We start from the raw sequence: 23,289 nt of genomic DNA on the forward strand, positions 1-23,289 counted from the left end.
GAATCAGGAGTTCAACCATGGAACACGGTTATCAAATTGCGTTGCGGCCGCTGTGCGAAGTGCTGCAATCGGAGCACGTCGACCCGGCCAATGTGACGCGCCTGCGCGAGTCGATCATTCGGGTCGGGCATTGGCTGGAGCCGATCATCGTCGAGCGCTCGAAAGGTATCGTCATGGACGGCAATCACCGCTTCAACGCGGCGTTGCAACTGGGCTTGAAACGCGTGCCGTGCATCCAGCTCGATTACGGCGATCCGCGGGTGTGCGTACGGCACTGGCGAACCGGGCAGGCGTTCGAAGTGGCGCAGATTTTCAGCACCATCGCCCGGGGCGAAATCTTTCCGTACAAGACCACCCGGCACGCGTTTGACCCCGCGTTGCCGGTGCTCGCGATCCCGTTGGAGCACCTGTACGACTAGGTTTGGCCTGGGCCGATCAAAAATATCTCATCGAGGGTGATACTTTTTCGCAGATCGACTGGCAATAGGAGTGATTACCATTTTCCCTTGTTGAAAAGGATCCTCACGTCATGCCTGTTGTCAGTCGTCCATGCGGTGAGCGCGTGTTAACACTCGCCATTCGTACCGCCATGTTGAATGTTGTTCTGGTCGCAGCAAGCGCCAACGCCTGGGCAGCGAGCCCCGAGCAACAGGACGTTGCCGCCGACAAGACCCCGAATATTCCAACGACGACGTCGGCCGCTGACAGCCTCGATGCGCTGACGCTCGACACCACCAACATCAACGCTCGCTACAGCGGCCCGACCGCATTGCCGGAGGTACTCGCCGGTGGCCAGGTCGCGCGCGGTGCACGGCTCGGCATGATGGGCAACAAGGATGTGATGGACACGCCGTTCAGTGTCACCAGCTACACCGCCAAGACCCTGGCCGACCTGCAGACAGTGACGGTGGCCGATGCGCTGGAGCGCGATCCGTCAGTGCGCTCGACCGGTCAGACAGGGGGGATCGTCGATTCGTTTTTCATTCGCGGCTTCCCGATTGGCGAGGGCAACCTGGGTGAACTGGCGTTCGACGGCGTGTACGGCGTTGCGCCCAACTATCGGGTGTTTACCGAGTACGCCGAGCGTGTCGAAGTGCTCAAGGGGCCGGGCGCGCTGATGTACGGTATCTCGCCGAACAGTGGTGTAGGCGGGGTGATCAACATCGTTCCCAAGCGTCCGCTGGACGAAGACCTGACGCGGGTCACCACCACTTACGCCTCGGATTCCCAAGTGGGCGGTCACCTGGATCTGAGTCGTCGCTTCGGTTCGGAAAACCAGTTTGGTGTGCGCTTCAACGGCAACCTGCAAGGCGGCGACACCGCGATCGATGATCAGCACCGCGACCTGGGCATTGGTGCCATCGCGCTGGATTATCGCGGTGAGCGTTTACGCCTGAACCTGGATTACATCAGCCAGAAAGAAAGCTGGGAGGGCGCATCACGACCGTTCACTGTTGCGCCGGGCGTCGATATTCCATCCGCACCGAATGGCCGCACCAACCTGTCGCAGGACTGGGGTTGGTCGGACACCAAGGAGCAGTCGGCATTGCTCGGCGGCGAATACGACCTGAGCGACACGCTGACCGTGTTCGCCCATGCCGGTGGCGGCAAGTCCGACGTCAAACGCATGTCCGATCAGGTGCCAAGGATCCTCAACGAGGCGGGGGATACCAGCAACATACCGGGTTACTACAAATTCAACGTCGATCGTTCGACCGCCGATGTCGGGATCCGAGGTGTGTTCGCCACCGGACCGATCACCCATACAACCACACTGATGGCGACCCAGTACCAGGATGAGTTGTCTCGCGGGATCAACAACGGCACTGACATCCGTTCCAACATCTATCACCCGATCGATGCGCCCAAGCAATACATCAGCTCGCCAAAGGTACTGCGCGTTTCCGAGTCGCAACTGTCGGGTGTTGCGTTCACCGATACCCTTTCCATGCTCGATGATCGCTTCCAGCTGACCCTCGGCGTGCGTCGCCAGGACATCGAGTCGCGTAACTACAACGCGACCGGTTCAGTCAGTTCGAAGTACAACGACAGCGCCACGTCCCCGCTGGTCGGCGTGGTGGTCAAGCCCTGGGAAGACGTTTCCCTCTACTACAACTATGTAGAAGGCTTGAGCAAAGGTGACATTGCCCCAGGCACAGCGGCCAACGCCGGCGAGACATTCGCACCTTACGAATCGAAGCAGCATGAACTCGGTGTGAAGTACGAACACGGCACATTCATGACCACTCTGGCGTTATTCCAGATCGAGAAACCGAGCGGTGAGATCGGTGCCGGCAACGTGTTCTCGGTGCAGGCCGAGCAGCGCAACCGCGGGATCGAATTGAGCATGTTCGGTGAAGTGGCACCGGGTACGCGTTTGATGGGGGGCGTGACTGTGCTCGATGGCGAACTGACCGATTCGGCCACCGCCGCCAACCGGGGCAACAAACCGGTCGGTGTGCCCGATGTGCAGGCCAATCTGTGGGCCGAATGGGATACCCCGTGGCTGGAGGGTTTCACCCTCACAGGTGGTGCGATTTATACCGACAGCCAATACGTCAATCAGGCAAACACTCAGGAGCTGGACTCGTGGACGCGCGTCGATGCCGGCGCACGTTATGCAACGAAAATCGAAGGCCGGCCGACGACATTCCGCGCCACGGTGCAGAACGTGTTTGACCGTGAGTACTGGTCGGGCGTCGCTTCGTACGGTGCGTTCTCACCGGGTTACCCGCGCACCCTGCAGTTGTCGGCAACAGTCGATTTTTGACGTGCAAGGGCAGGCACGGCCCAATGGCTGCTGCCTGTCCGCTTCATTGGCGACAGGAGTATTCGCATGCTGGACAACCAGGGATTCACCTCGACTGGCAGCGGCCGTCGGTTTCAGGCCGCGCGCCATCAACTTGCGCTGGAGTTTGCATACAGCGCGAACCGTCCTATCCGCGAGATGTTGCATGTTTACGGTTTGCGTACCAGTCTGTTCCGTATAAAGGTGATCACTGCACTGGTCCTGGCGACCCGGGAACAGCGTCTGATCGGCGTGCAGGGCGTGCATGCTTATATAGAAGCGTCTTTTTCGCAGCTGACGATCGTCGGCGTCCGCGAAGTACTCAAGCGTCTTGCCGAAGTGGGGGTCATCAAGATCCAGTCGGACAGAAGCTACCGCTTTACCCCCGAGGCGTGGGACATGCTCAAGTCGTCTTGATGAACACACACTTTTTCACAAAGACCTCCCGGGATTCAATCGGTGGCAGAATCTCCTGACTTGACTGTTTTGGAGATCACCATGCTTCGTGTGTTTGAACGAAGACTCGACCCTTTCCCGCCTGACGAGGTGCCGCCGCCGCCCAACGGCCTGGCGAAATTTCTGTGGGCCTGCACTCGTGGGGCCCGCGGTTACATCCTGGCGCTGGCGCTGCTCAGTGCCGCCGTGTCGATCTATGAAGCGTGGCTGTTTTCCTTCCTCGGCCAGGTCGTGGATCTGCTCTCGACCTGGCAGGCCGGAGGGGAGGCGGCTGTGCAGGAGAGTCGCGTGTTGTGGGGGATGGGCATTGTCATGGTGTTCAGTGTCGGGCTGGTGGCGTTGCGCACTATGGTTCAGCATCAGATCCTGGCAATTAACCTGCCGCTGCGCCTGCGCTGGGACTTTCACCGGTTGATGCTGCGGCAAAGCCTTTCGTTTTTCTCCGATGAGTTCTCCGGCCGCGTCACTACCAAAGTGATGCAGACGGCGCTGGCAGTGCGTGACGTGCTGTTCACCCTGATCGAGATCCTGCCCGGGATCGGCGTGTATTTCATTGCGATCATCGCCCTGGCCGGCGGCTTTGCGCTGAAACTGATGCTGCCGTTTCTGGCGTGGGTTGTGCTGTTCGGTCTGGCCATGGCGTACTTCGTGCCGCGCCTGGGCAAAGTCGGGCAGGAACAGGCCAACGCGCGTTCGATGATGACCGGGCGTATCGCCGACGCGTACACCAACATCACCACGGTCAAGCTGTTCTCCCACTCCAACCGCGAAGCGCACTTCGCCCGGGCGGCGATGGAAGATTTCAAGCTGACCGGCTTCCGCCAGATGCGTCTGGTCAGCCTGTTCGAGATCGTCAATCAGGCCCTGGTTGTGGGGTTGATCATGTCGGCCGGGGGGTATGCCCTGTGGCTGTGGCATCAGGGCGATGTCGGCGCCGGTGCCGTGGCGGCGATCACCGCCATGGCGTTGCGGATCAATGGCATGTCGAACTGGATCATGTGGCAAATGACCTCGCTGTTCGAAAGCATCGGCACCGTCCAGGACGGCATGGCCACCCTGACCCAAGGCACCAAGGTCCAGGACGCGCCGGATGCCGGGGTGCTGGTCACCACTGGTGGCGCAGTGACTTTCGACAAGGTGAGCTTCAACTACGGCGGCGAACGTCAGGTGCTCGACGGTCTGAGCCTGAGCATCCGTCCCGGCGAAAAGATCGGTCTGGTGGGCCGCTCGGGCGCCGGCAAATCCACGCTGATCAACTTGCTGCTGCGCTTTTATGACGTCGACAGCGGGGAGATTCGCATCGACGGGCAAAACATCGCGCACGTCACGCAAGACAGTCTGCGCAGTTGCATCGGCATGGTCACTCAGGACACCTCGCTGCTGCATCGCTCCATTCGCGACAACATCGCCTACGGCCGGCCGGATGCGACCGACGCACAAATCCGCCGCGCTGCGGCCAACGCTCAGGCCGATGAATTCATCCGTCAACTCAGCGATCGCCAGGGCCATACCGGCTACGACACGATGGTAGGCGAGCGGGGGATCAAGTTGTCCGGTGGCCAGCGCCAGCGTGTGGCGATTGCGCGTGTGATGCTGAAAAACGCGCCGATCCTGCTGCTGGACGAGGCCACCAGCGCGCTGGATTCGGAAGTCGAAGTGGCGATTCAGGAAAGCCTCGATGACATGATGCAGGGCAAGACCGTGATCGCGATCGCCCATCGGCTGTCGACGATTGCGGCGATGGACCGCCTGATCGTCATGGACGACGGCCGCATCATCGAACAGGGCACCCACGCTGAATTGCTGGAGAAGAACGGCGTGTATGCGCGACTCTGGGCGCATCAGAGCGGCGGCTTCCTTGGGGAAGACAAAGGCGTGGTGGAGGCCTTGGATCAGGCGTAAGCGAGGAGGGCACACGGCGGGGGCATGTTGAGTGCCTCCGCGTGTCGAGTATGAGCTGACGCCGCTGGGCATGGAGCTGTTGTTTCGTATGTCGCCCATCTGGACCTGGGTAGTCGAGAACGTCGAGGACTTGCGCAAAGCGCGCCGCGCTTTCGACAGTCAGGACGGCAACAAACCTTCATGGCAAATTCCCACGCCGGTACCGGTCGGTCTATCCCGTCAGAACAAGTGACATGTCTGAATACTTGTCACACATGAAGTCGACGAATGCGCGAACCTTTGGCGCTGCGAGCCGCCTGGAGGTGTGCAAGACCCAAAGCGCTGGTTCTACACCTGACACCGTCCCCCACTGAACCAAATCACCACGAGCGAGTGGGTTCCAGGCGATGGACTGGGGAATGAGCGCTGCTCCGCCACCGGCGATAGCGGCATCGCGGACCATCAGCAGCGAAGAAAATCGCATCTTCGGGATCGGCTCCAAGACCAACTGCCCGCCATCAAGACTCCATTGCGTTGGCTGGAAAGTCGAGGTCACGATAGCGGGAACGGGTCTGATCGCGCCGGCCATCGGCCTTGGAATCTGAGGCGCCGCGACCACGATCAGCCGGTCCTTGGCGAAGCACCGGCCGACCAGGCTGCTGTCCGGGCTCGGGTTGATTCGAATGGCGACGTCAAATTGTTCCTCGACCAGATCCACCATGCGATCTTCCGACACGACCTCGATGAAGACTTCCGGATAGGCCGCACAGAACTCGGCGCCGATACGTCCCATTGCGAGCTGCGAGAACAAGATCGGAGCAGCGACTCGCAGGCGTCCGCGAGGCGTTGAAACCCCTTCACGTGCTGCTGCCATGGCATCGGTCACTTCACTCAGCGGGCCTTCGGTTCGAGACATCAGCGCCTCACCCGCTTCGGTCAGCTTCAGACCCCGTGCGCTGCGCTCAATCAGCCTCACGCCCAGTTGATCTTCAAGGTCGGAGATTCGGCGTGACAAAGTGGCTTTGGAAATGCCGCTCGCACGGCTTGCCTTACCCAGCCCTTCATTGGTGGCGACGAGGATGAAATCAATCAGCGCATTAAGGTTCATGGTGTTCCATATCTGAAACGAGGTGTTTGGATTTTGTGGTCTTCGTTTTGTATGTGCAACGGATTAATTTCTTGTCATCGGAACACGATATGAGGAATTCCCATGAACACCCTTCAACGTGCTGTATTGATACGCGCCTACGGTGGCGCGCAAGCCGCGACAATTGCCAAGATCGAGAAGCCAGCCCCCGAGCAGGGCCAGGTTCTGGTTCGGGTTCGGGCCGCGGGCGTGAATGGCATCGACTGGAAGGTTCGCGAAGGACATGTGCGCAACGCGTTCGCGCTGCCATTGCCCATCGTATTGGGCGCCGAGATGGCCGGAGTGATTGAGACGGTCGGGCCCGGAGCCTCTCGTTTCAGTGTGGGCGACCGTGTCATGGGCGCGATGGGCGCATTGGGCGCTTACGCTGAATTCGTGACCGTTGATCAAGCGAGTCTTTCCCTGACGCCTGAGAGTCTGGAGGACGTCCATGCGGCCGCCATGCCTGTAGCAGCCGTTGCGGCGTGGAACAGTCTTCATCACGCGGGGCCGATCCTCGCGGGTCAGCGAATCCTGATTCATGGCGCCGCCGGTGGGCTCGGTGCTTATGCCGTGCAGTACGCCAAGCGGGCGGGCGCAGAGGTCTTTGCAACGGCAGGCACTGCGGACCTGGATTACGTGCGAAGCCTCGGCGCCGATTTTGTCTTTGACTACCAATCGCAACGTTTCGAAAACATCGTCCGCAATATTGACCTGGTGCTCGATTACGTCGGTGGTGAGGTTCTGGATCGGTCATGGCAGGTGTTGGCGCCGGACGGTGTGATTGTCGGCACGTCCTCTCCCGACATTCTTGCCCGAACGCCGGCGGGTCGCCGTGGCCTCTGGTTCATGAACACGCCTGATCCTCAATTGCTGGAGAAGCTCGCCACGGAAGTCGCCAACGGCACGCTTCAGTCGAGGATCGGCGACGTTGTTGGCTTTTCTGATATTCCCACGGCGATCGAACGCAATCGCACCGTTTCACGGACGGGCAAGGTTGTTGCCGATTTCACTCGCTGATCCACTCTAAATCCCACGCAGGAGTTTTAAACATGAGCATTCTGGTTATTGGCGCCACCGGCACCATCGGTTCACTGATCACTCAAGGCCTTGCAGACGCGGGCGCCGAGGTCAAAGCCCTTGTGCGCCAAGCGGGCAAGAGGGCGTTTCCGGCTGGCGTGACTGAAGTTGTCGCAGGCCTCACTGACGTCGCGTCGATGCGCGTTGCGCTTGCGTCGGTGCGTACCCTGTTCCTGCTCAATGCCGTGACGCCCGACGAGGTCACTCAAGCCCTCATTACGCTAAACCTGGCTCGTGAAGCGGGTATCGAGCGCATCGTTTATCTCTCGGTGATTCATGCCGACAAATTCACCAATGTCCCGCACTTCACTGGCAAATATACGGTTGAACGCATGATCGAGAGTCTGGACATGCCTGCCACGATTCTGCGTCCGGCGTACTTCATGCAAAACGACCGCATGGTCCAGCAGACTATTCAGAACTACTCGGTTTACCCCATGCCGATCGGCGCGGCGGGCGTGTCGATGATTGACGCGCGCGATATCGCTGATGTCGCGGTCGCAGAACTGCTGCGACGCGATAAAGCGCCCACTGCACTGCGCCGTGAAACGCTGGAATTGGTTGGGCCGCACGTGCTCACCGGTGCGTCAGTGGCAAATATCTGGAGCAAAGCACTGGGCCGCGAGATCGCCTATGGCGGTGATGACGTGGCCGCTTTCGAAGGACAGCTGGCTTCGTATGGCCCCACCTGGCTGGCTTATGACATGCGTCTGATGATGTCGGGTATCCAGAACTTCGGCATGCAATCAGTTGAAGGAACTGTAGAACAGCTTCAGACCCTCATCGGGCACCCACTGCGTACCTATGAAGACTTTGTGCGCGAGGCCATTTCCGAGGCATAAACCGTCCACGGTGAGTATTGCCTGGCTCAATCGACCGAGCATTTGCGAGCTGGGCAAGACCTTGGAAGCTGCTGGAACCCGTCGTGCGGCGTCAGGAGTAATTTCCGTATTTCGCCGAGGGCTTGTGACCTTAAACAGTTGATAGTAGCCGGTGTTGAGCGGCCGCTTCTCACCGATAGCCACCATTCGTGACCGGCAGTCATCCGCCAGCAGCGGACGTTCATATGAATGATCGCTATCGACTCAAGGCAGCTTTTCCGGTAGTCATCAGGTAAGGAGTTTTTGAGCAGATTGTCGGCACTGATCTGATCATGCAGGCACGTGAAGGGTTATGCATCAGTAGAAGATTTCCCAGAAAAATGGAAGGCGATTACTGAGCTAGCCTTCCCAGACTTCAGCACCTATCAAGGGCACGCCGACATAGCGCCGCACTTGAGGGCGTGCGTTAGCAGAGATCGATAAGTGACTATGACGGTACGTCCCGCAACCGACAGTGACCGAACAACCCTGTTTAACCTGCATCGAGCCGTTTTCTACGATCACATCGAGAAAATATGGGGCTGGGAGGAAAATTGGCAGCGTTCTAACTTCGCTGCAGAATTTGCATGCACAGTCACTTCAGTTATCGAGTTCAATGGCCAGATGGTTGGTTACGTTCAAGTTCTGGACAAGGAGGATCGAATCCATGTTCAGAACATCGCTGTTTCACCCAAGTTCCAAGGCAAGGGCATTGGCACCCGCATTTTGAAGGAACTCCAGTTGCAAGCCTCAGCGCGCCATGTGCCTTTGCAACTGGGGGTTTTCCGAACGAACGCATTGGCGCGCAAACTCTATGAAAGCCTGGGCTTTCGCCAGACTGGTGAAACCACCACTCACATCGAAATGGCCTGGACAGCGAGCTGAAATATGGCCTGAGATGCGCCGGGGGCAAGTAATGGGTTGAATACAGAACCCAAAACGACCCCCAGCGTGGCGAGTTGTATGGCGCGTGGAGCAGCCGGTGAGGGGGGCGTCGATTCAACCAATATCGACGTGCAAAGCGAGGTCCCAAGAGGCCGCGCCATTTTTTGCCAGGCCGATCATCATCAGGCCAAGCGCCTCGAGCGTCTGGGCCATGTACAGGCCACCGACATCCAACGGACGTAGCCCGAGACTTTCGATGAACGTCGAGACGCGCGTCTTGGCCTCTTGATTGTCGGCGGCGATGAACGCGTCGAGGGCGCCGCCCCTGGCAAGCACGTGGCCGAAAAGGGTGTTGAATGCCTTCACCACATGCGCGTTGGCGGGGGCGATCCTGGCGATCTCCTGCGCCCCCGAACTTCCGGCGGGGGAGACGAGGCCCTTGAGGTCCGGAGCCGCGGTGTTGGTGATGTCGATGATCACCTTGCCGTCGAGCGCGGCGCCGTAATCGGCCACCACCAACGCCGCAGCGGTGTACGGCACGGCGAGGATGACGATGTCGCCGGCCGGCGTGGCGCCGTACGTCCCGGTGATCGCGCCGGCTGCGAGCTTGTCGGCCAACGCCTGCGCCTTGGCGGGCGCGCGGTTGATCACCTCAACGGTGTATCCAGCCTGGGCGGCACGACGGGCGATCGCCGTCGCCATGCCTCCTGTTCCGATGATGCTGATAGTGCTCATGGGTTATCTCCAAATTCAGGCGGCAGGGAAGTAGTGGCCATTGTCCATATCGGCAAACAGGCCGGGCTGCGTGGGTGTCCAGCCGAGCATCTGGCGCGTGATGTCGTTCGACGCCGGGGTGTCCAGCGTCACCAGGTTGGCGAGGAAACCGAAGAACCCCGGCCCCATCATCACGTCCACGGGAATCGACACGACGGGCAGGTTCAGACGGCTGCCAATGGCCTGCGCGAGCTCGCGGTAGGGGATAGCCCCTTCGGCAACCGCGTGCCAGTACCTGCCCGCGGGACTCTTCTCCAGCGCCAGACGGAACAGGGTCGCGAGGTCACGGGCATGCACGGCCGCCCACCGGTTGGTGCCGTCGCCGGGGAAGCCGACCACGCCCTTTTCCTTGGCTTGCCCGATCAGGACCTGCAGGAAACCGGCCTTGTCGGCTGCGCTGTGCATGATTTCGGCAATGCGCACCACGGAAGTGCGCACGCCGCGCTCGGCGAGACCGATGGCGGTGAGCTCGACGATGTTACGAACCCGTAGCGAGCCCTTGTATTGATCGCCAGCCGCCGAGAGCGCCGGATCCTCTTCGGTCGCCGGTCGGTTCTGGAGCGGCCCGGGAACCGGCCAACCCTCGTTGGTTGCCGAGCCGATGCTGCCCGACACGACCAGCGGCTTTCCGGTTCCAGCCAGCGCATCACCGTAGGCGAGCATGATCTGGACTTCCGCTGCGGCAACAGCGTCGATCCCGCCGACCGGAAGCAGGTCTTGCCGGTGCGCGACGTGGATCACGCCGTCGGCGGCTGCAGCCGCCTCCTTGAGACCATCGAGATCATTGAGATCACCGCGACGCACCTTTGCGCCGAGCGCAGTGAGCACCTGCGCCGAGCTGTCAGATCGGGCCAGCGCGGTGACCTCGTGGCCGGCGGCGAGAAGGTCGGAAATGATGTACGGACCGGAATGGCCGGTCCCGCCAGTGACGAATACGTGCATGTTGAAGCTCCAGGTAAGTGATGTGCTACAGGCGCACTCAGCCGAAGAGACTGACGCCGATGGAGAAATGGGTGTGCTTGACGGAGTGGGCGTTCCGGCGATTGCGTTCAACCTGCGAGCCATGCTGGTCTTTTCACTTTTAAAAAGCAAGTGATCTGCGTAAATTTACTTGCACGCTGCAAGTAATGCTAAGATCCGGCCATGAAAAAACTATCGAAAGAAGACATTCGCTCCCATTGCGCTGTGAACTATGGCGTTGAGATTTTTGGCGACCGATGGTCGCTGCTGATCATTCGCGACATCGTTTTCGTGGGTAAGAAAACGTATGGCCAGTTCCTGAAATCGGAAGAGGGCATCGCGTCCAACGTCCTTGCTTCCCGCCTTGCCTTTCTCGAGGGGCAAGGCGTTCTGTCGAAAGCACCCAACCCCGACGACCGGCGCAAGGATTTCTACACGCTGACGGAGAAAGGCCTGGATCTCATTCCCATCGTCCTCAACATCGTGCTTTGGAGCGCGAAGCACGATTCGAAGTCATACGCACGGGACCTCGGTGAGTTCGTGACTCGACTAAGTCAGAACCCAACGCAGGTGAGTGAGGAATTGAAGGCGCTGGTGCGCAATGGCGGATGCATGTTTCCTGAGAGCCAGGCGTGAGCTAGACGGCGGGCGCTGTCCTGTCGTGTTGCACGCCAGAGAAAAAGTGATCGCTGCCACTCGCCAGGGCTTTGCGCCCTGGCGTCCCTCAGAGCGTGTCTTCAAGCAGTCTCTACAACCCTGCGCACATCCCCCAACGAATCGCGCTGCATCGACTGCAGGTTTTTCTCGATGGTTTCGCACAGGGCTTCCATCTGGATCTGGTGTTCGCTATGGCGAAACGGGCTTTGCAGGTCGGTGCCGATGCGTTCGATGGCCAGCAGCATAAAGCCCACCACCGTCGAGGCGAGCGGGGTGAACCAACCCAGCGATTCCACCAGGCCCACCGGCACAATCAGGCAGAACAGCGAAATAAACAGGCGCGGGAAATACACGTAAGGGTAGGGCAGCGGGGTATTGGCGATGCGCTCCATCCCGCCCTGGCTGTTGGACAGATCGACCATCGTCGATTCCAGCCGTGCCAGACGAATGCTGTCCAGGCGCCCGGCCTTGTATTCCCGGGCCAGCAAGGACGCAGAACCGGTGAGGATGTCGTTGGAAAAGTTGTTGGTGGTGCCGCTGCGGGCGAACTCATCCGCCGGGATGAAGGCGCGGACTTCCTCCGGGCAAGGCTGGCCTTGCAGATGCGCCGCGAGGCAATTGACATACGCTACATGGCGGCGCAACAGCGTCGCCTTGAGCGGATTCACTTCGCTATCGGGGTCATCCAGCAGCGTCAGCACCTGCCGGGCGAAGCTGCGGGAGCTGTTGATCATCGTGCCCCACAACGTTCGCGCTTCCCACCAACGGTTGTAGGCACTGCTGTTGCGGAAACTGATCAACACCACCAGCGCCGACCCGAGCAATGTCAGGGGCATCAGCGGCAGATTGATCTTGGCGTTGAGAAACAACATGAAGTCGACGGTGACGGCGATGTCCCAGAGCAACAACCAGAACAGCGACCAGCCGACATAGCCCATGGTTTTGATGATCAAACGGTATTTTTTGGCGATGGCAGCTTTCAAACGGAAACCTCGTGGCGAGCGGTAAGCAATAACGTCTTAGCTCGGACGGTGTTTTCGGTGTAAAGGTTCGATGGCTGGCTGCATACGCCAGAGCAGGGCTACGCAGGCCACGCTGACAGGCCTGCTGCCTGGGCGCGCCTGCGGCGCTTTCAAGAGGAGCGAGAGGGTGTCTGACAATCGCTAGCCGGTGACACATCCTTTTGGCGTTTTTCCGGCAAAGCTGTCCAGCAGGCTCGCCACGACCATCTCGCCCATTCGCGTGCGTGTCTGCAGCGTCGCGCTGGCGCGATGGGGTTGCAACACCACTTGTTCGTTGGCAAAGAGGGCCTCTGGCACGTTCGGCTCGTCGACAAACACATCCAGCGCCGCGCCGGCAATCTCTCCGGCCGTCAGTGCTGCCACCAGATCCACTTCGTTGACCAGTTTGCCTCGCGCCACGTTGATCAGGTATCCATCTTTGCCCAGTGCCTGCAACACGTGTGCGTCGATTATCGCCTCGGCTTTGTCGGCGGCGGCTGCCAGTATCAAGGCATCGCTGTCGCGGGCCAGTTGCTTGAGGTCAGCCACGAAGGTGTGGCTGACGTCGCTCATCGGTTGCAGATCGGTGTAACTGATCGGGCAACCAAACGCAGCAGCCCGCACCGCCACGGCGCGGCCGACCCGGCCCATGCCAACGATACCGATGCGCATGCCGCAAACCTGCCGGGCCAGTGGCAGCGGGGCCAGCGGCGTCGGGCTCTGCGGCCACTGGCCGGAGCGCACATAACGGTCGCTGGTGCACAGACCGCGACACACCGCGATCAATAAGCCGATCGCCAGATCGGCCACGTCTTCGGTCAGCGCGCCGATGGTTGCAGTAACACGAATTCCGCGATCCCGGGCGTAGGCCAGGTCCACCGCATCCGTGCCGACGCCATTGACGGCCACCACTTCCAGTTTCGGCAGCTGTGCCATCAGCGCCTGGCTGATCCCTGTATGGCCACCCGTGATCACGCCACGGATATTGGCTCCGTGCTCATGCAAATACGCCGCTTTGTCAGCCTGCTCGAAATAACGTCGGACCGTAAACAGTTCGCTGAGACGAGCGTTGATTTCAGGAATCAGGATCGGGCTGAGCTGCAAGACTTCTGGCTTCATGTAAACCTCACTTACTCAATAAAAGGCCGGCTTAACCACGGCCGGCAAAAGGCATGGCCGTGGCCATGACCGTCATGTTCAGGACGTTGGCCGACAGTGGCAGGCCAGCGATATAGCGCACGGCATCGGCGACATGCTTGACGTCGACCATCGGCTCCACGGCGACAGTGCCGTTGGCCTGTCGCACGCCCTTGGTCATGCGCACCGACATTTCGGTCAGAGCGTTGCCGATATCGATCTGGCTGCAGGCGATGTTGAATTCTCGACCATCCAGGGCCAAGGACTTCGTCAGCCCGAGAACAGCGTGTTTGCTGGCGGTGTAAGCGCTGCTGAACGGCCGTGGCGTATGGGCCGAGATTGAGCCGTTATTGATAATCCGACCGCCCTGCGGTTGTTGCCGGCGCATCAGCCCGAACGCACCACGGGCGCAGAGAAAAACACCGTTGAGATTGGTGTCGATCACGTTGCGCCACTGTTCGAATGTCAGTTCATCCAGGGGCACGGCAGGGGCGTTCACCCCGGCATTGTTGAAGACGACGTCAAGGCGTCCATACACTTGGGCTATGGTTGCAAACAGCCCATCGACACTCGCCGGGTCGCGCACATCAGTGGGCACCGCCAACGCCTGGTGTCCTTCCACTGCTGCCCTCTCGACGAGTTCCTGCAGCGGTTCCGGTCGGCGTCCGGCGAGTACCACGGTGTAACCGTCGGCCATCAGGCCAAGGGCCACGGAGCGGCCGATTCCGCTACCGGCACCGGTCACCAAGGCTACTTTCAGAGGTTGAGCGCTCGACATCTTATTGTTCTCCTGTCTACGAATCGCTTTGGGCGTGGCCAGGGATCAAGTCCGCGGGCCGACGCGCATTTCGAGTTGGCCGATACCGTCGATGCCGGCGTTGATGATGTTGCCCGGTTGCAGCACATCGACGCCAGCCGGGCTGCCGGTCATGATCAGATCGCCGGCCTTCAGGGTCACCGATTGGGAGATTCGGCTGATCACTTCACTGACCGACCAGATCTGGTTGTCGAGGCTGTCGCGCTGACGCTCCTGACCGTTTACCGTCAGCCACAACTCTCCGTCGGGACGTCCTGCCCGGTTGGCGGGCACGATCGCGGTCATCGGTGCGGCACCGTCGAAAACCTTGGCACCTTCCCACGGCAAACCGTTGCTTTTGGCAAGGCGCTGCACGTCGCGACGGGTCAGGTCGAGGCCGGCGGCGTAACCCCATACATAGGCCAACGCTTCGCTCTCTGGAATATCCGCGCCACCTTCACCGATGGCCACGACCAGTTCGATTTCGTGAACAAACTCTTCGGTCAGAGGCGGGAATGGCACTTCACCAACGGCGTCCACCACGTTGCTCGCCGGCTTCATGAAAAATACCGGAGGCTGACGGGATTGCCCCTGAGTGTCTGGCCAGGGGTAATTACGGCCGACGCAAAACACCCGGCCGACGGGAAAACGCTGGTCACTGCCGACTACCGGCAAGGTCACTGGCAGATCCGGGGTAAAAACATACTCGGTCATGTTCATCCTGTTAAAAGTCCTGTCAGAAGCTGCAGCGTACGGCGGCGGTCGTTGGCAAAGTTGGACGAATGCCGCCTCTTGTTGGAGAAAACGGTGCTTTGCGGTTCAGCTCGCCTTCAATTCGATGCGGTACAACCGGCCGAGCAGTAGCGAGTAGGAAAGGGTACCGATCAGTGCGACACCACCAATGAACCAGAAGGCCCAGGCGAACGAACCTGTGGCGTGGACGATCGCGCCAATCACGATCGGCGTGACGATGCCGCCGATATTTGCGGCCAGACTGGTGATGCCGCCGGTGAGTCCAATGAGTTCCTTGGGCGCCACTTCCGACACCGCAGCCCATGAAGACGAAGCGATCCCTTGAGCGAAGAAAGCAACGGTCAATACGGCAATGCAGATCACGTTGGAGTCAGTGAAATTCACCAGAACGATGGACATTCCCAGCATCGAGCCAATGACCAGGGGCAATTTGCGCGCGAAGGACATCGAATAACCGCGACGGATCAGCAGGTCGGAAACGATACCGGCGAGAAGGATGCCAACGGTCGCGCCCACGAAAGGCATCACGGCAAAAATCCCGGCCTTGATCATGGTCAGCTTGCGTTCTTCGATCAGGTAGGTCGGGAACCAGGTGAGGAAAAAATACAGTGCAGAGGTGCTGGCAAATTTGCCGATGCAAATCGCCCAGATCTGCCGGTAGCTGAACAGCTCGGCGATTTGCCGCCAGTTGAAGCGGGTGCGTTCCTGACTGCTCTTGACCAGTCCACCGCCGGCTTCGATATAGGTCAGCTCTTCTTTACTGACTTTCTTGCAGTTCAGCGGATCGCGATACAGATAAAGCCACAGCACACCAAAGACAACACCGAGCGCGCCAGTGCTGTAGAAGACGTGGCGCCAGTCAAAGGTCGTGGCCAGCCATAACAGCGCACCGGTAAACAACGCCGTGCCCAGGTACTGGCCGCAAACATAGATACTGCTGGCCAAACCGCGCTCGCGTGCCGGAAACCACACGGTGACTGCACGACTGTTGGCCGGAAACGCCGGAGCCTCCATGGCGCCGACGGCCAGTCGCAGGCCGAACAGTGAGGCAAACCCCGTGGCAAATCCCTGGCAGACGGTGACCGTCGACCAACTGATCAGCGAGACACCGTAGGTGAAACGTGAACCGAAGCGGTCGGCTATAAAACCTGCCGGCACCAGGGCCAGAGCGTACGTCCAGGCGAAGGCCGAAAAAATCAGGCCCATTTCGATCTTGTCCAGGCCCAGGTCCTTGGCCATGAACGGTGCTGCAATCGAAATGTTTACCCGGTCGATGTAATTGATGATCGTCGCAATCAGCAGCAAAGAGAGCATGAACCAACGGCGCCGCGACGGCAGCCGCTGAGGCAGTACGCTGTCTCGCGCACCGGCAATCAACGGCGCAGCGGTGGTCTGGGAGGTGTGGGTGTTCGACATGAGCGTGCCTCGTTTTATTGTTAGAAATGTCGAGATGTTTTCGAGCAGCCGAAGCCGTGCCCGCAAAAGCGGGGCGTGAGTCATCGAGTGCTGAAAAAAGGACAGTGAGCGTTAGCCGCAGACGTTCAGGTCCGTCGTGCGCCACGCGCTTCAGGCGTGAGTTCGGGAGGGTCAGCGGGGAGCAAAAGCAGAGTCATGACGTGCGCACCTTTGATTGTTTTTGATAGAAGTCGGGCTGCGTGGTTAATTACAGTGGTCGTACAACATCGCTAAATCAATCCAGGTGTTAGATCGTTTTTTTGTTGAAAAGCCGATTGGACAAACCTGTCCAAGAACAAGCCAAGATAGAAATCTTCGAAATCAATGCGTGATATTCGTCTATCTGTCTGTTTTTAAATAACTAAATGAAATCACCTTGAGGTGGTTTTTTTGGACAGCCAGAATCGGCACGCATTGCTGGAAAAACTGCTCACTCGCGAAGACATCGTATGACTTCTTGAAGGCATGGCCCTGATGTTTCAAGATGAATGCCGCCACTTGCCCGGCAACGCCAGGACAACCTGCCAACGTACCTGTCGAGGATTCTCGAAAAATGTCGTCACCCAGCCGTGTCCCCACCTATGTCATGCAGCAACGTAGTGAGCTCACCGACTTTTACATTCGCGACAAAAAGGGTCGACGCGCCGAGACCAGCCCGCATCGGCATGAGTACTTCCAGATTCAGATCAACCTAGGCGGCGACACCGTGCAGCACATTGGTAACGCTGTGCGACCGTTTCCGCGCAATACCCTGGCCTTTATCCTGCCGCATCGCGTGCATGTGATCCCGCATCCGGCGGACAGCAACTTCATCGTGATCAACTTTTCCCAAACCTTCCTGTTGCCACATTTGCAGTGCGACCCGATGGACCTTGAGGAGGTGTCGATTCTTCTGGCACCTGAGTTGTCACCGTTCCGCTTTCAGGAGCATCTGGACTTTATTCTGGGGGATGAGGATTTCAGCAGGCTCTGTCTCTTGATCGAACAAATGCGCACCCTGGATGAAAACCGTCAGTTCGGTACGCGCGAAATGCTCAAGGGTTTGTTATTGCAACTGATAGGCCGCGTCTGTTTTCTGTATGCCGAGCCGCTCAAACGCCTGGCAGAGGAAAATGCGGCTGAAGCCAGTCGACGCGATGCGCTGAGCCGCATGTTTGAGTATCTGCGCAAGAACATTGCCGATCCCGATCTCAACCTGATCAAGGTGGCGGCTGCGACCTATCTGTCACCAACGTACCTGACCCACTGGTTACGCAAGGAAATCGGCAAGACGTTTACCGAACTGGTGCTTGAACGCAGGATGCACACGGCGCGTAATTACCTGCTCAATGGCACACGCCCGGTGGGTGAGGTGGCGAGGTTATGCGGCTTCGCGGATGAAGCTTATTTTTCCCGGCGCTTTCGTCAGATTCATGGACAGCCTCCCGGGCAATTCCGACGCCGGCAACTCAACCCTGACACGCCGCAGTCAGCCTTGAACACCTGATGAGGGAACCTGCCGAGTCGAGATAATCGAGCAACAAAAAACCCGGCGCTGTGCCGGGTTCATTGATATCTGCAGTCCCTTCAAATCGAGGGATCAGAGCGCAGCTTTCACCTGCAAACCAAACACCAACGCGTTGTCGATGTCCTGCCCGGAAAACGCACCCGGTTCGATGATGTATTGCATGTTCGGGCGCAATGTCAGCCAAGGTGTGGCCTGATAGCCGTAGCCGAGTTCGATCAATTGCTCGCCACTGTCCAGATTTGGCAACTGCGTACCGTTGGCCAGCGCGGCGTCCTGCTGCACATCGCGGCTGCGCGGGTTGGGCACAGCGCGGCCGTAGCCCAGCGCAACGGTGTCACGCGGGCGACCTTCGAACGGTTTGTACAACACCAGACCGGTGCCGTACCACTTGCTGAACGGCGACGCCGCTTCGCTGGCCGCCGAGTACTGGCCGAAGGCGTGCAGACTGCGGCCCTCGGACGACGGCGAACGCCACACCGCCTGGTCGATCAGCAGGTAATGACCGCCACGGCCGGAGACGTCTTTGTCGCTGCCGATGCGTTTCACATCAGAGCTGTCGTAGTAGTAACCAACCTTGTACTCACCGGGCAACTCACCGGCGTGTTTGTACACCAGCTCGATCGGCACCACGGTCCCGGTGGTGTGTTTCGGGCCCAGATGCCAGGCGCGGCTGGAGTTGCCGTTGCTCTCGGGATCGACATTGAACGCGGCCACACGCAACTGCCAGGACGGCGACAAGTCGTACTTCACGCGCACGCCCAGGTGGGCGTTGGGGTAGTTGGTCCAGCCGCTGCCGCCGGACATGTTCAGCGGATGGCCGCAGAAACCGGCGTTCATGAAGTTGCACAGAATGCCGCTGTCGAGGCCGCCGAGGTCATTGCCCATGGCCATGTAACCCAGCTTCACGTTGAGCGCCGGGGTGAACAGGCTGCGCTCGTAGCTGAGCTCGGTCAGGCGGGTGTAGAGGCCGCCGTAGTTTTCCTGGATCGGCAGACGGTTGCCGACCAGATCTTCGGAGGCACTGTTGCCGCGTCGGTCGTTGATGGTCAGCTGCACTTTGCCGGCGTTGTCCACGCCATACAGTTTGCTCAGGTCGAACTGCACGCCGAGCTTGATGTTCTGCGAGTAGCGCGCTGAACGGTGCAGGCCGCCGTTGGCGTTGTAGGCCATTTCACCGGTGTAATCGCCGGTGAACTTGATGCCGTCTTCGTCCATCTGGTGGCGCAGGCCGCCCCAGTCGCCGGTCAGGGTATTGCGGGTCAGCAGGTTCGAATCAGTGTCGGCGAAGGCGGGCAGAGCGGCGCTGCAAGTCAGGCCCAACAGCACGCCGTTGAACCAGCCGGATTGAGTAAAACGAAACATGGAGATCTTCCTGCACAAATCTTTAGCGATATCGGAAAGCGGCGCGGCACCCTCAGGTGCCGCGCTCAAATGGAAGCGCCCGTGGTTGACACGGGCACAGCGGCTTACGGCAAGGCGTAGGCCATCACGTAGTCGCCGCGATCGGTCGACTGACGTGCACCACCGGCGGTGACGACGATGTACTGCTTGCCGGTTTTCGGCGAGACGTAGGTCATCGGGCCGCCCTGACTGCCGACGGGCAGACGCGCTTTCCACACCTCTTCACCGTTGCCGCTGTTGAAGGCGCGCAGGTAGAAGTCCTGAGTACCGGCGATGAAGATCAAGCCACCTTGGGTCGACAGGGTGCCGCCGAGGGTTGGCAGACCGATCTTGATCGGCAGGTGCATGCGGATGCCCAGTGGACCGGTGTCTTCAACGGTGCCGACCGGCACCTGCCAGGCGACTTTCTGGGTCTTCATGTCGATGGCGGTCAGGGTGCCGAACGGCGGCGCCTGGCAAGGAATGCCGGCAACCGACAGGAAGCGGTTCTTGTTCACCGCATACGGCGTGCCTTTGAGCGGCACGGCGCCCATGCCGGTGTTCAGCGCTTCACCACCGGAAGACGCTTGAGCCTTGTTCTGCGACGGGATCATCTGAATCCACAGACCCAGGCGCATGTCGTTGACGAAGATGAAGCCGTGGACCGGGTCAGTGGAGATGCTGCCCCAGTTCATGCCACCCAGCGACCCCGGGAAACTCAGCGATTTGTCGGTACCCGGCGCGGTGTACAGGCCGTCATAACGCATCGATTTGAAATCGATCCGGCACAGCAACTGGTCGTACGGCGTTGCGCCCCACATGTCGGATTCGGTCAGGTGCTGAGCACCGATCTGCGGCATGCCCACCGATTTCGGCTGGGTTGGCGAGTACGGTTCGTTCGGGATGTTCGCGGCTTTGACCGGTACTTCTTTAACCTCGGTCAGTGGCTTGCCGGTGGCACGATCGAGCACGTAGATCTGCCCGGCCTTGGTGCCGATGACCAGCGCCGGAACGGTTTTACCGTCCTTGTCGAAGTCGATCAGGCTCGGCTGCATCGGCAGGTCGAAGTCCCAGAGGTCGTTGTGCACGGTCTGGAATACCCAGCGCTCATCGCCGGTGGTGGCGTCCAGCGCCAGGATCGAAGCGCCGTAGGTGTGATCGAGTTTGCTGCGCTCGACACCGTAGATGTCGGTGGACGAGCTGCCCATCGGCAGGAACACGGTGTTGGTCGCCGGGTCGTAGGACATCGGCGCCCAGCTGTTCGGCGTGCTGCGCACATAGGTGCTGCCGTCGGCCGGGGCCTTTTTGTCCTGCGGGTTGCCCGGGTCGAATGCCCAGCGCATGGCGCCGGTGATCACGTCAAAACCACGGATCACGCCGCCCGGCATGTCGGTTTGCACGTTGTCGGCCACGCGACCGCCCACCACCACGGTGGTGCCGGCCATCAGCGGAGCGGAGGAGAGCTGGTAGTAGCTGTCCGGGACATCACCCAGACCGGCCTTCAGATCGACCTGACCGTTGTTGCCGAAACCCTGGCAAAACTCGCCGGTGTCGGCATCGACCGCGATCAGGCGCGCATCGATGGTGTTGGTCAGCAGACGGCGCTGGCAGTTGGCGGCCGGTGGTGCAGGTTTGGCTTCGATGATGCTCGAGTTGCTCGGCTGAGCGATGGCCTTGGTGGCATCGAAATAAGCCATGCCACGGCAACGCTGCCAGACTTTGGACTGGGCGTTGATCGCGTTCTTCCACAGCTCTTTGCCGGTGTCGGCATCCAGTGCGATCAGGTTGTTGTGCGGGGTGCAGATGAACACCTTGTTGCCGATCTGCAGCGGGGTGAGCTGGTCTTCCGCGCCGTTGCCATCGCTCTCGGCGATGTCACCGGTGTGGTAGGTCCACGCCACTTTCAACTTGTCGACGTTGTTACGGTTGATCTGGTCCAGCGCAGCAAAGCGGCTGCCGCCCTCGGTATTACCGTAATGTGCCCAGTCCTTTTGCGCGTTGGCTGGCTCGACAGGTGTCAGGCCCGGGCCCGTGCCGGTAGCAGCAACCGTCGGGTGCGCCACGAACATATTGCCTGCTGCAACGGCCAGCGCCACGGCCAATGCGGCGGCAACGCCATAAGCGCCGCGCCCCGGCACGCCACCGGTGGCACGCTTGAGCAGTGGGTAGACCAGCGTCACCGCCAGGCCAACGGCGCTGAACATGAACAGGCGCGAGAACACCGGCCAGAACACCAGCCCGGCATCACTCACTGCCCAGATCGCCGTGCCCACCAGGAAGGCTGCGAACAACCACGCGCCGGCCGTTTTGAAGCGAGCGATCAGCAGACCGGAAACGGCCATCACCAGCCCACCCACCAGGAAGTACCAGGACCCTCCCAGGCTGACCAATTTCACGCCGCCAGCAGCAAGTGCCAAGCCGAGCAGGGCGATGATCACGCCCAGCCCGACCAGAATGAATGTTGATATGCCTGAGAGGCGTTGACTCTGCTTCACGTTGAATGTCCCGTTGAAATGAGGCGTGCATTATATAGATAGGTAACTACCTAGTTAAATCACTAATTCAGTAATGAACTGTTGTTCATTGCGAAATCCCCTTTCTAAGCGGGGACTTGCGCTTTCAGCGGGCTGCAAAGATATTTTGAATGCCTTGAAAAGGGGCTTTTTGTCAGGAAAAATGTGAGTTATGACAGCTGTCGGTTATTGCGCAGAATCGAGAAACTCAACGCGGCAGCAACACATAGCCAGGCCAGATAAGGAAACAGCACCAGCCCGGTGATCACATCCAGGCACAACCGACGGTTCTGGTTCATTCAGTGCAATCCGGCAGTATTCGTTTCATAACGCCGTGGTCAGCGTCAGATTCATTGGCTTGCTCCGGCAGACTGGCGACGGAAGAACAATGTCACCTGGCCGACCTCTACCCCGAGCTTGGACATGCTGGTGCGGTTGATCAGCGTGTCCTCGTCCATCAAGTACATCCAGTCGTCGATGCTCATTTCGTAGGTCGAGTCATCACCGCTGCGCTTCTGGAACATGCCCCAGGCTTTGACGGGCTGGTGCGCTCCCGGGGAAGCGGGAGCGCTGTGCGAACTCGATGATTTATTCGCTGTAGATCGGGTAATCCACATAGCCTTCAGCGTTGCCGCCATAGACCGTGGCGGGATTCAGCGGATTGAGCGGCCAATCATTGGCAATGCGCGCCGGCAGGTCCGGGTTGGCCATGAACGGCCGGCCGAAAGCCACCAGATCAGCCAGTCCCGATTCAAGCAATTTCGCACCGGACTCGGCGTTGTAGCGCCCGGCATAGATGATCGCGCCACTGAAAGTGTCACGCACGGCACGGCGGAAGGTCTGCGGCATCACGGGGGCGTCGTCCCAGTCCGCTTCAGCGATGGACAGGTAGGCAATGCCCACGTCCTCAAGCACCTTGATCGCTTCGATGTAGGTGGTATGCGGGTCTTCCTCGACCATGCCCAGATAGGTGCGCGCTTCATCGGTGGTGGTGAACAGCGGCGCGAACCGCACGCCGACTTTCTCCTTGCCGATGCACTCGGCGACACCCGACACCACTTCGCGCAGAAAACGCAGGCGATTGTGCAGCGAGCCACCGTACTGATCGGTGCGCACATTGCTGTGGGCAGAAATGAACTGGTTCACCAGATAGCCGTTGGCACAGTGCAGTTCGATGCCGTCGAAGCCGGCGTCCATCGCATTGCGCGCGGCCTGAATATAGAGCTGAACCAGTTCCTGGACTTCATCGGTACTCAGCGCTCGCGGCGCAGATTTGGTTG

20 protein-coding genes and 4 pseudogenes are annotated in these 23,289 nt (G+C 59.7%); 11 read left to right on the top strand and 13 right to left on the bottom strand.

Features of this window, described 5'->3' with window-relative positions; translation table 11 throughout:
• The first annotated feature begins 17 nt into the window (after nt 1–17).
• From NN484_RS21580 to NN484_RS21600, 5 genes and pseudogenes are all read left to right on the top strand, one after another.
• Complete coding sequence (locus tag NN484_RS21580; protein ID WP_215500109.1) at nt 18–419, top strand: ParB N-terminal domain-containing protein; 402 nt, start codon at nt 18–20, stop codon at nt 417–419.
• A 110-nt stretch (nt 420–529) separates the two neighbouring features.
• Nucleotides 530–2,770 (top strand): TonB-dependent receptor, encoded by a 2,241-nt coding sequence (locus tag NN484_RS21585; RefSeq protein WP_127647403.1) that lies wholly within the window; start codon nt 530–532, stop codon nt 2,768–2,770.
• A gap of 66 nt (nt 2,771–2,836) precedes the next feature.
• Nucleotides 2,837–3,205: a fe2+ zn2+ uptake regulation protein gene (locus tag NN484_RS21590; protein WP_127647401.1), complete on the top strand. Its 369-nt coding sequence runs from the start codon at nt 2,837–2,839 to the stop codon at nt 3,203–3,205.
• 81 nt (nt 3,206–3,286) lie between these two features.
• Complete coding sequence (locus tag NN484_RS21595; protein WP_274657838.1) at nt 3,287–5,146, top strand: ABC transporter ATP-binding protein; 1,860 nt, start codon at nt 3,287–3,289, stop codon at nt 5,144–5,146.
• 31 nt (nt 5,147–5,177) lie between these two features.
• Nucleotides 5,178–5,378, top strand: a pseudogene (locus tag NN484_RS21600) (winged helix-turn-helix transcriptional regulator); the annotation flags it as partial.
• Here the strand turns inward: NN484_RS21600 and NN484_RS21605 are convergent.
• The gene (locus NN484_RS21605; protein ID WP_274657839.1) at nt 5,358–6,233 is read right to left on the bottom strand and encodes a LysR family transcriptional regulator; all 876 of its coding nucleotides are present in this window, start codon (nt 6,231–6,233) and stop codon (nt 5,358–5,360) included. The pseudogene NN484_RS21600 and the gene NN484_RS21605 overlap by 21 nt on opposite strands.
• A gap of 102 nt (nt 6,234–6,335) precedes the next feature.
• Here NN484_RS21605 and NN484_RS21610 point away from each other — a divergent pair, with 102 nt between their 5' ends.
• The 3 genes from NN484_RS21610 (at nt 6,336) to NN484_RS21620 (ending at nt 9,076) form a co-directional block, all read left to right on the top strand.
• Nucleotides 6,336–7,271, top strand: coding sequence for an NADP-dependent oxidoreductase (locus NN484_RS21610; RefSeq protein ID WP_274657840.1), 936 nt, complete (start codon nt 6,336–6,338; stop codon nt 7,269–7,271).
• Nucleotides 7,272–7,303: 32 nt separating this feature from the next.
• The gene (locus NN484_RS21615; protein WP_274657841.1) at nt 7,304–8,173 is read left to right on the top strand and encodes an NmrA/HSCARG family protein; all 870 of its coding nucleotides are present in this window, start codon (nt 7,304–7,306) and stop codon (nt 8,171–8,173) included.
• A 468-nt stretch (nt 8,174–8,641) separates the two neighbouring features.
• Nucleotides 8,642–9,076, top strand: a complete 435-nt coding sequence (locus tag NN484_RS21620; protein WP_274657842.1) for a GNAT family N-acetyltransferase — start codon at nt 8,642–8,644, stop codon at nt 9,074–9,076.
• Between the two features lie 114 nt (nt 9,077–9,190).
• Here the strand turns inward: NN484_RS21620 and NN484_RS21625 are convergent, their stop codons facing one another.
• Both NN484_RS21625 and NN484_RS21630 read right to left on the bottom strand, forming a co-directional pair.
• Nucleotides 9,191–9,811 carry an NADPH-dependent F420 reductase gene (locus NN484_RS21625; protein ID WP_274657843.1) on the bottom strand — a complete coding sequence of 207 codons (621 nt, stop codon included), beginning with the start codon at nt 9,809–9,811 and terminating at the stop codon, nt 9,191–9,193.
• Between the two features lie 15 nt (nt 9,812–9,826).
• Complete coding sequence (locus NN484_RS21630) at nt 9,827–10,792, bottom strand: SDR family oxidoreductase (protein WP_274657845.1); 966 nt, start codon at nt 10,790–10,792, stop codon at nt 9,827–9,829.
• On the opposite strand from NN484_RS21630, the gene NN484_RS21635 reads away from it, so the two are divergent.
• Both NN484_RS21635 and NN484_RS21640 read left to right on the top strand, forming a co-directional pair.
• Nucleotides 10,791–10,946, top strand: a complete 156-nt coding sequence (locus NN484_RS21635; protein ID WP_274657846.1) for a hypothetical protein — start codon at nt 10,791–10,793, stop codon at nt 10,944–10,946. The two genes, NN484_RS21630 and NN484_RS21635, sit on opposite strands and share 2 nt — an antisense overlap.
• A gap of 47 nt (nt 10,947–10,993) precedes the next feature.
• A complete protein-coding gene (locus NN484_RS21640) occupies nt 10,994–11,446 on the top strand; it encodes a winged helix-turn-helix transcriptional regulator (RefSeq protein WP_274657847.1) in 453 nt (150 codons plus the stop codon).
• Between the two features lie 101 nt (nt 11,447–11,547).
• Here the strand turns inward: NN484_RS21640 and NN484_RS21645 are convergent, their stop codons facing one another.
• From NN484_RS21645 to NN484_RS21665, 5 genes are all read right to left on the bottom strand, one after another.
• Nucleotides 11,548–12,450: a bestrophin family protein gene (locus NN484_RS21645; RefSeq protein WP_274657848.1), complete on the bottom strand. Its 903-nt coding sequence runs from the start codon at nt 12,448–12,450 to the stop codon at nt 11,548–11,550.
• A gap of 180 nt (nt 12,451–12,630) precedes the next feature.
• Complete coding sequence (locus NN484_RS21650; protein WP_127647389.1) at nt 12,631–13,587, bottom strand: 2-hydroxyacid dehydrogenase; 957 nt, start codon at nt 13,585–13,587, stop codon at nt 12,631–12,633.
• 31 nt (nt 13,588–13,618) lie between these two features.
• Complete coding sequence (locus NN484_RS21655) at nt 13,619–14,383, bottom strand: SDR family oxidoreductase (protein ID WP_127647387.1); 765 nt, start codon at nt 14,381–14,383, stop codon at nt 13,619–13,621.
• Between the two features lie 45 nt (nt 14,384–14,428).
• The gene (locus NN484_RS21660) at nt 14,429–15,121 is read right to left on the bottom strand and encodes a fumarylacetoacetate hydrolase family protein (RefSeq protein WP_274657849.1); all 693 of its coding nucleotides are present in this window, start codon (nt 15,119–15,121) and stop codon (nt 14,429–14,431) included.
• A 99-nt stretch (nt 15,122–15,220) separates the two neighbouring features.
• Nucleotides 15,221–16,570, bottom strand: coding sequence for an MFS transporter (locus NN484_RS21665; RefSeq protein WP_127647383.1), 1,350 nt, complete (start codon nt 16,568–16,570; stop codon nt 15,221–15,223).
• A 592-nt stretch (nt 16,571–17,162) separates the two neighbouring features.
• On the opposite strand from NN484_RS21665, the gene NN484_RS21670 reads away from it, so the two are divergent.
• Nucleotides 17,163–18,095, top strand: a complete 933-nt coding sequence (locus NN484_RS21670; RefSeq protein ID WP_215500382.1) for a helix-turn-helix transcriptional regulator — start codon at nt 17,163–17,165, stop codon at nt 18,093–18,095.
• Between the two features lie 93 nt (nt 18,096–18,188).
• Here NN484_RS21670 and NN484_RS21675 read toward each other — a convergent pair whose 3' ends face one another.
• The 5 genes and pseudogenes from NN484_RS21675 to NN484_RS21695 form a co-directional block, all read right to left on the bottom strand.
• Nucleotides 18,189–19,478: a carbohydrate porin gene (locus tag NN484_RS21675; RefSeq protein WP_274657850.1), complete on the bottom strand. Its 1,290-nt coding sequence runs from the start codon at nt 19,476–19,478 to the stop codon at nt 18,189–18,191.
• A 104-nt stretch (nt 19,479–19,582) separates the two neighbouring features.
• Nucleotides 19,583–21,991 (bottom strand): glucose/quinate/shikimate family membrane-bound PQQ-dependent dehydrogenase, encoded by a 2,409-nt coding sequence (locus NN484_RS21680; protein ID WP_274657851.1) that lies wholly within the window; start codon nt 21,989–21,991, stop codon nt 19,583–19,585.
• Nucleotides 21,992–22,179: 188 nt separating this feature from the next.
• Nucleotides 22,180–22,284: pseudogene (locus NN484_RS21685) on the bottom strand (sensory protein TspO); the annotation flags it as partial.
• Between the two features lie 75 nt (nt 22,285–22,359).
• A pseudogene (locus NN484_RS21690) lies at nt 22,360–22,512 on the bottom strand (DUF3833 family protein); the annotation flags it as partial.
• 85 nt (nt 22,513–22,597) lie between these two features.
• Nucleotides 22,598–23,284: pseudogene (locus tag NN484_RS21695) on the bottom strand (oxidoreductase); the annotation flags it as partial.
• Nucleotides 23,285–23,289: the final 5 nt, after the last annotated feature.

This window comes from Pseudomonas serboccidentalis (genome assembly GCF_028830055.1).
In the GTDB taxonomy this organism is placed as follows: domain Bacteria; phylum Pseudomonadota; class Gammaproteobacteria; order Pseudomonadales; family Pseudomonadaceae; genus Aquipseudomonas; species Aquipseudomonas serboccidentalis.

Bases quoted from the DNA above. Each gene is read 5' to 3' on its own strand.
- NN484_RS21615 (WP_274657841.1), top strand. From the start codon at position 7,304: ATGAGCATTCTGGTTATTGGCGCCACCGGCACCATCGGTTCACTGATC.
- NN484_RS21670 (WP_215500382.1), top strand. From the start codon at position 17,163: ATGTCGTCACCCAGCCGTGTCCCCACCTATGTCATGCAGCAACGTAGT.
- NN484_RS21675 (WP_274657850.1), bottom strand. From the start codon at position 19,478: ATGTTTCGTTTTACTCAATCCGGCTGGTTCAACGGCGTGCTGTTGGGC.
- NN484_RS21630 (WP_274657845.1), bottom strand. From the start codon at position 10,792: ATGCACGTATTCGTCACTGGCGGGACCGGCCATTCCGGTCCGTACATC.
- NN484_RS21635 (WP_274657846.1), top strand. From the start codon at position 10,791: ATGTTGAAGCTCCAGGTAAGTGATGTGCTACAGGCGCACTCAGCCGAA.
- NN484_RS21595 (WP_274657838.1), top strand. From the start codon at position 3,287: ATGCTTCGTGTGTTTGAACGAAGACTCGACCCTTTCCCGCCTGACGAG.
- NN484_RS21605 (WP_274657839.1), bottom strand. From the start codon at position 6,233: ATGAACCTTAATGCGCTGATTGATTTCATCCTCGTCGCCACCAATGAA.
- NN484_RS21665 (WP_127647383.1), bottom strand. From the start codon at position 16,570: ATGTCGAACACCCACACCTCCCAGACCACCGCTGCGCCGTTGATTGCC.
- NN484_RS21585 (WP_127647403.1), top strand. From the start codon at position 530: ATGCCTGTTGTCAGTCGTCCATGCGGTGAGCGCGTGTTAACACTCGCC.
- NN484_RS21640 (WP_274657847.1), top strand. From the start codon at position 10,994: ATGAAAAAACTATCGAAAGAAGACATTCGCTCCCATTGCGCTGTGAAC.
- NN484_RS21580 (WP_215500109.1), top strand. From the start codon at position 18: ATGGAACACGGTTATCAAATTGCGTTGCGGCCGCTGTGCGAAGTGCTG.
- NN484_RS21620 (WP_274657842.1), top strand. From the start codon at position 8,642: ATGACGGTACGTCCCGCAACCGACAGTGACCGAACAACCCTGTTTAAC.
- NN484_RS21625 (WP_274657843.1), bottom strand. From the start codon at position 9,811: ATGAGCACTATCAGCATCATCGGAACAGGAGGCATGGCGACGGCGATC.
- NN484_RS21655 (WP_127647387.1), bottom strand. From the start codon at position 14,383: ATGTCGAGCGCTCAACCTCTGAAAGTAGCCTTGGTGACCGGTGCCGGT.
- NN484_RS21650 (WP_127647389.1), bottom strand. From the start codon at position 13,587: ATGAAGCCAGAAGTCTTGCAGCTCAGCCCGATCCTGATTCCTGAAATC.
- NN484_RS21610 (WP_274657840.1), top strand. From the start codon at position 6,336: ATGAACACCCTTCAACGTGCTGTATTGATACGCGCCTACGGTGGCGCG.
- NN484_RS21590 (WP_127647401.1), top strand. From the start codon at position 2,837: ATGCTGGACAACCAGGGATTCACCTCGACTGGCAGCGGCCGTCGGTTT.
- NN484_RS21660 (WP_274657849.1), bottom strand. From the start codon at position 15,121: ATGAACATGACCGAGTATGTTTTTACCCCGGATCTGCCAGTGACCTTG.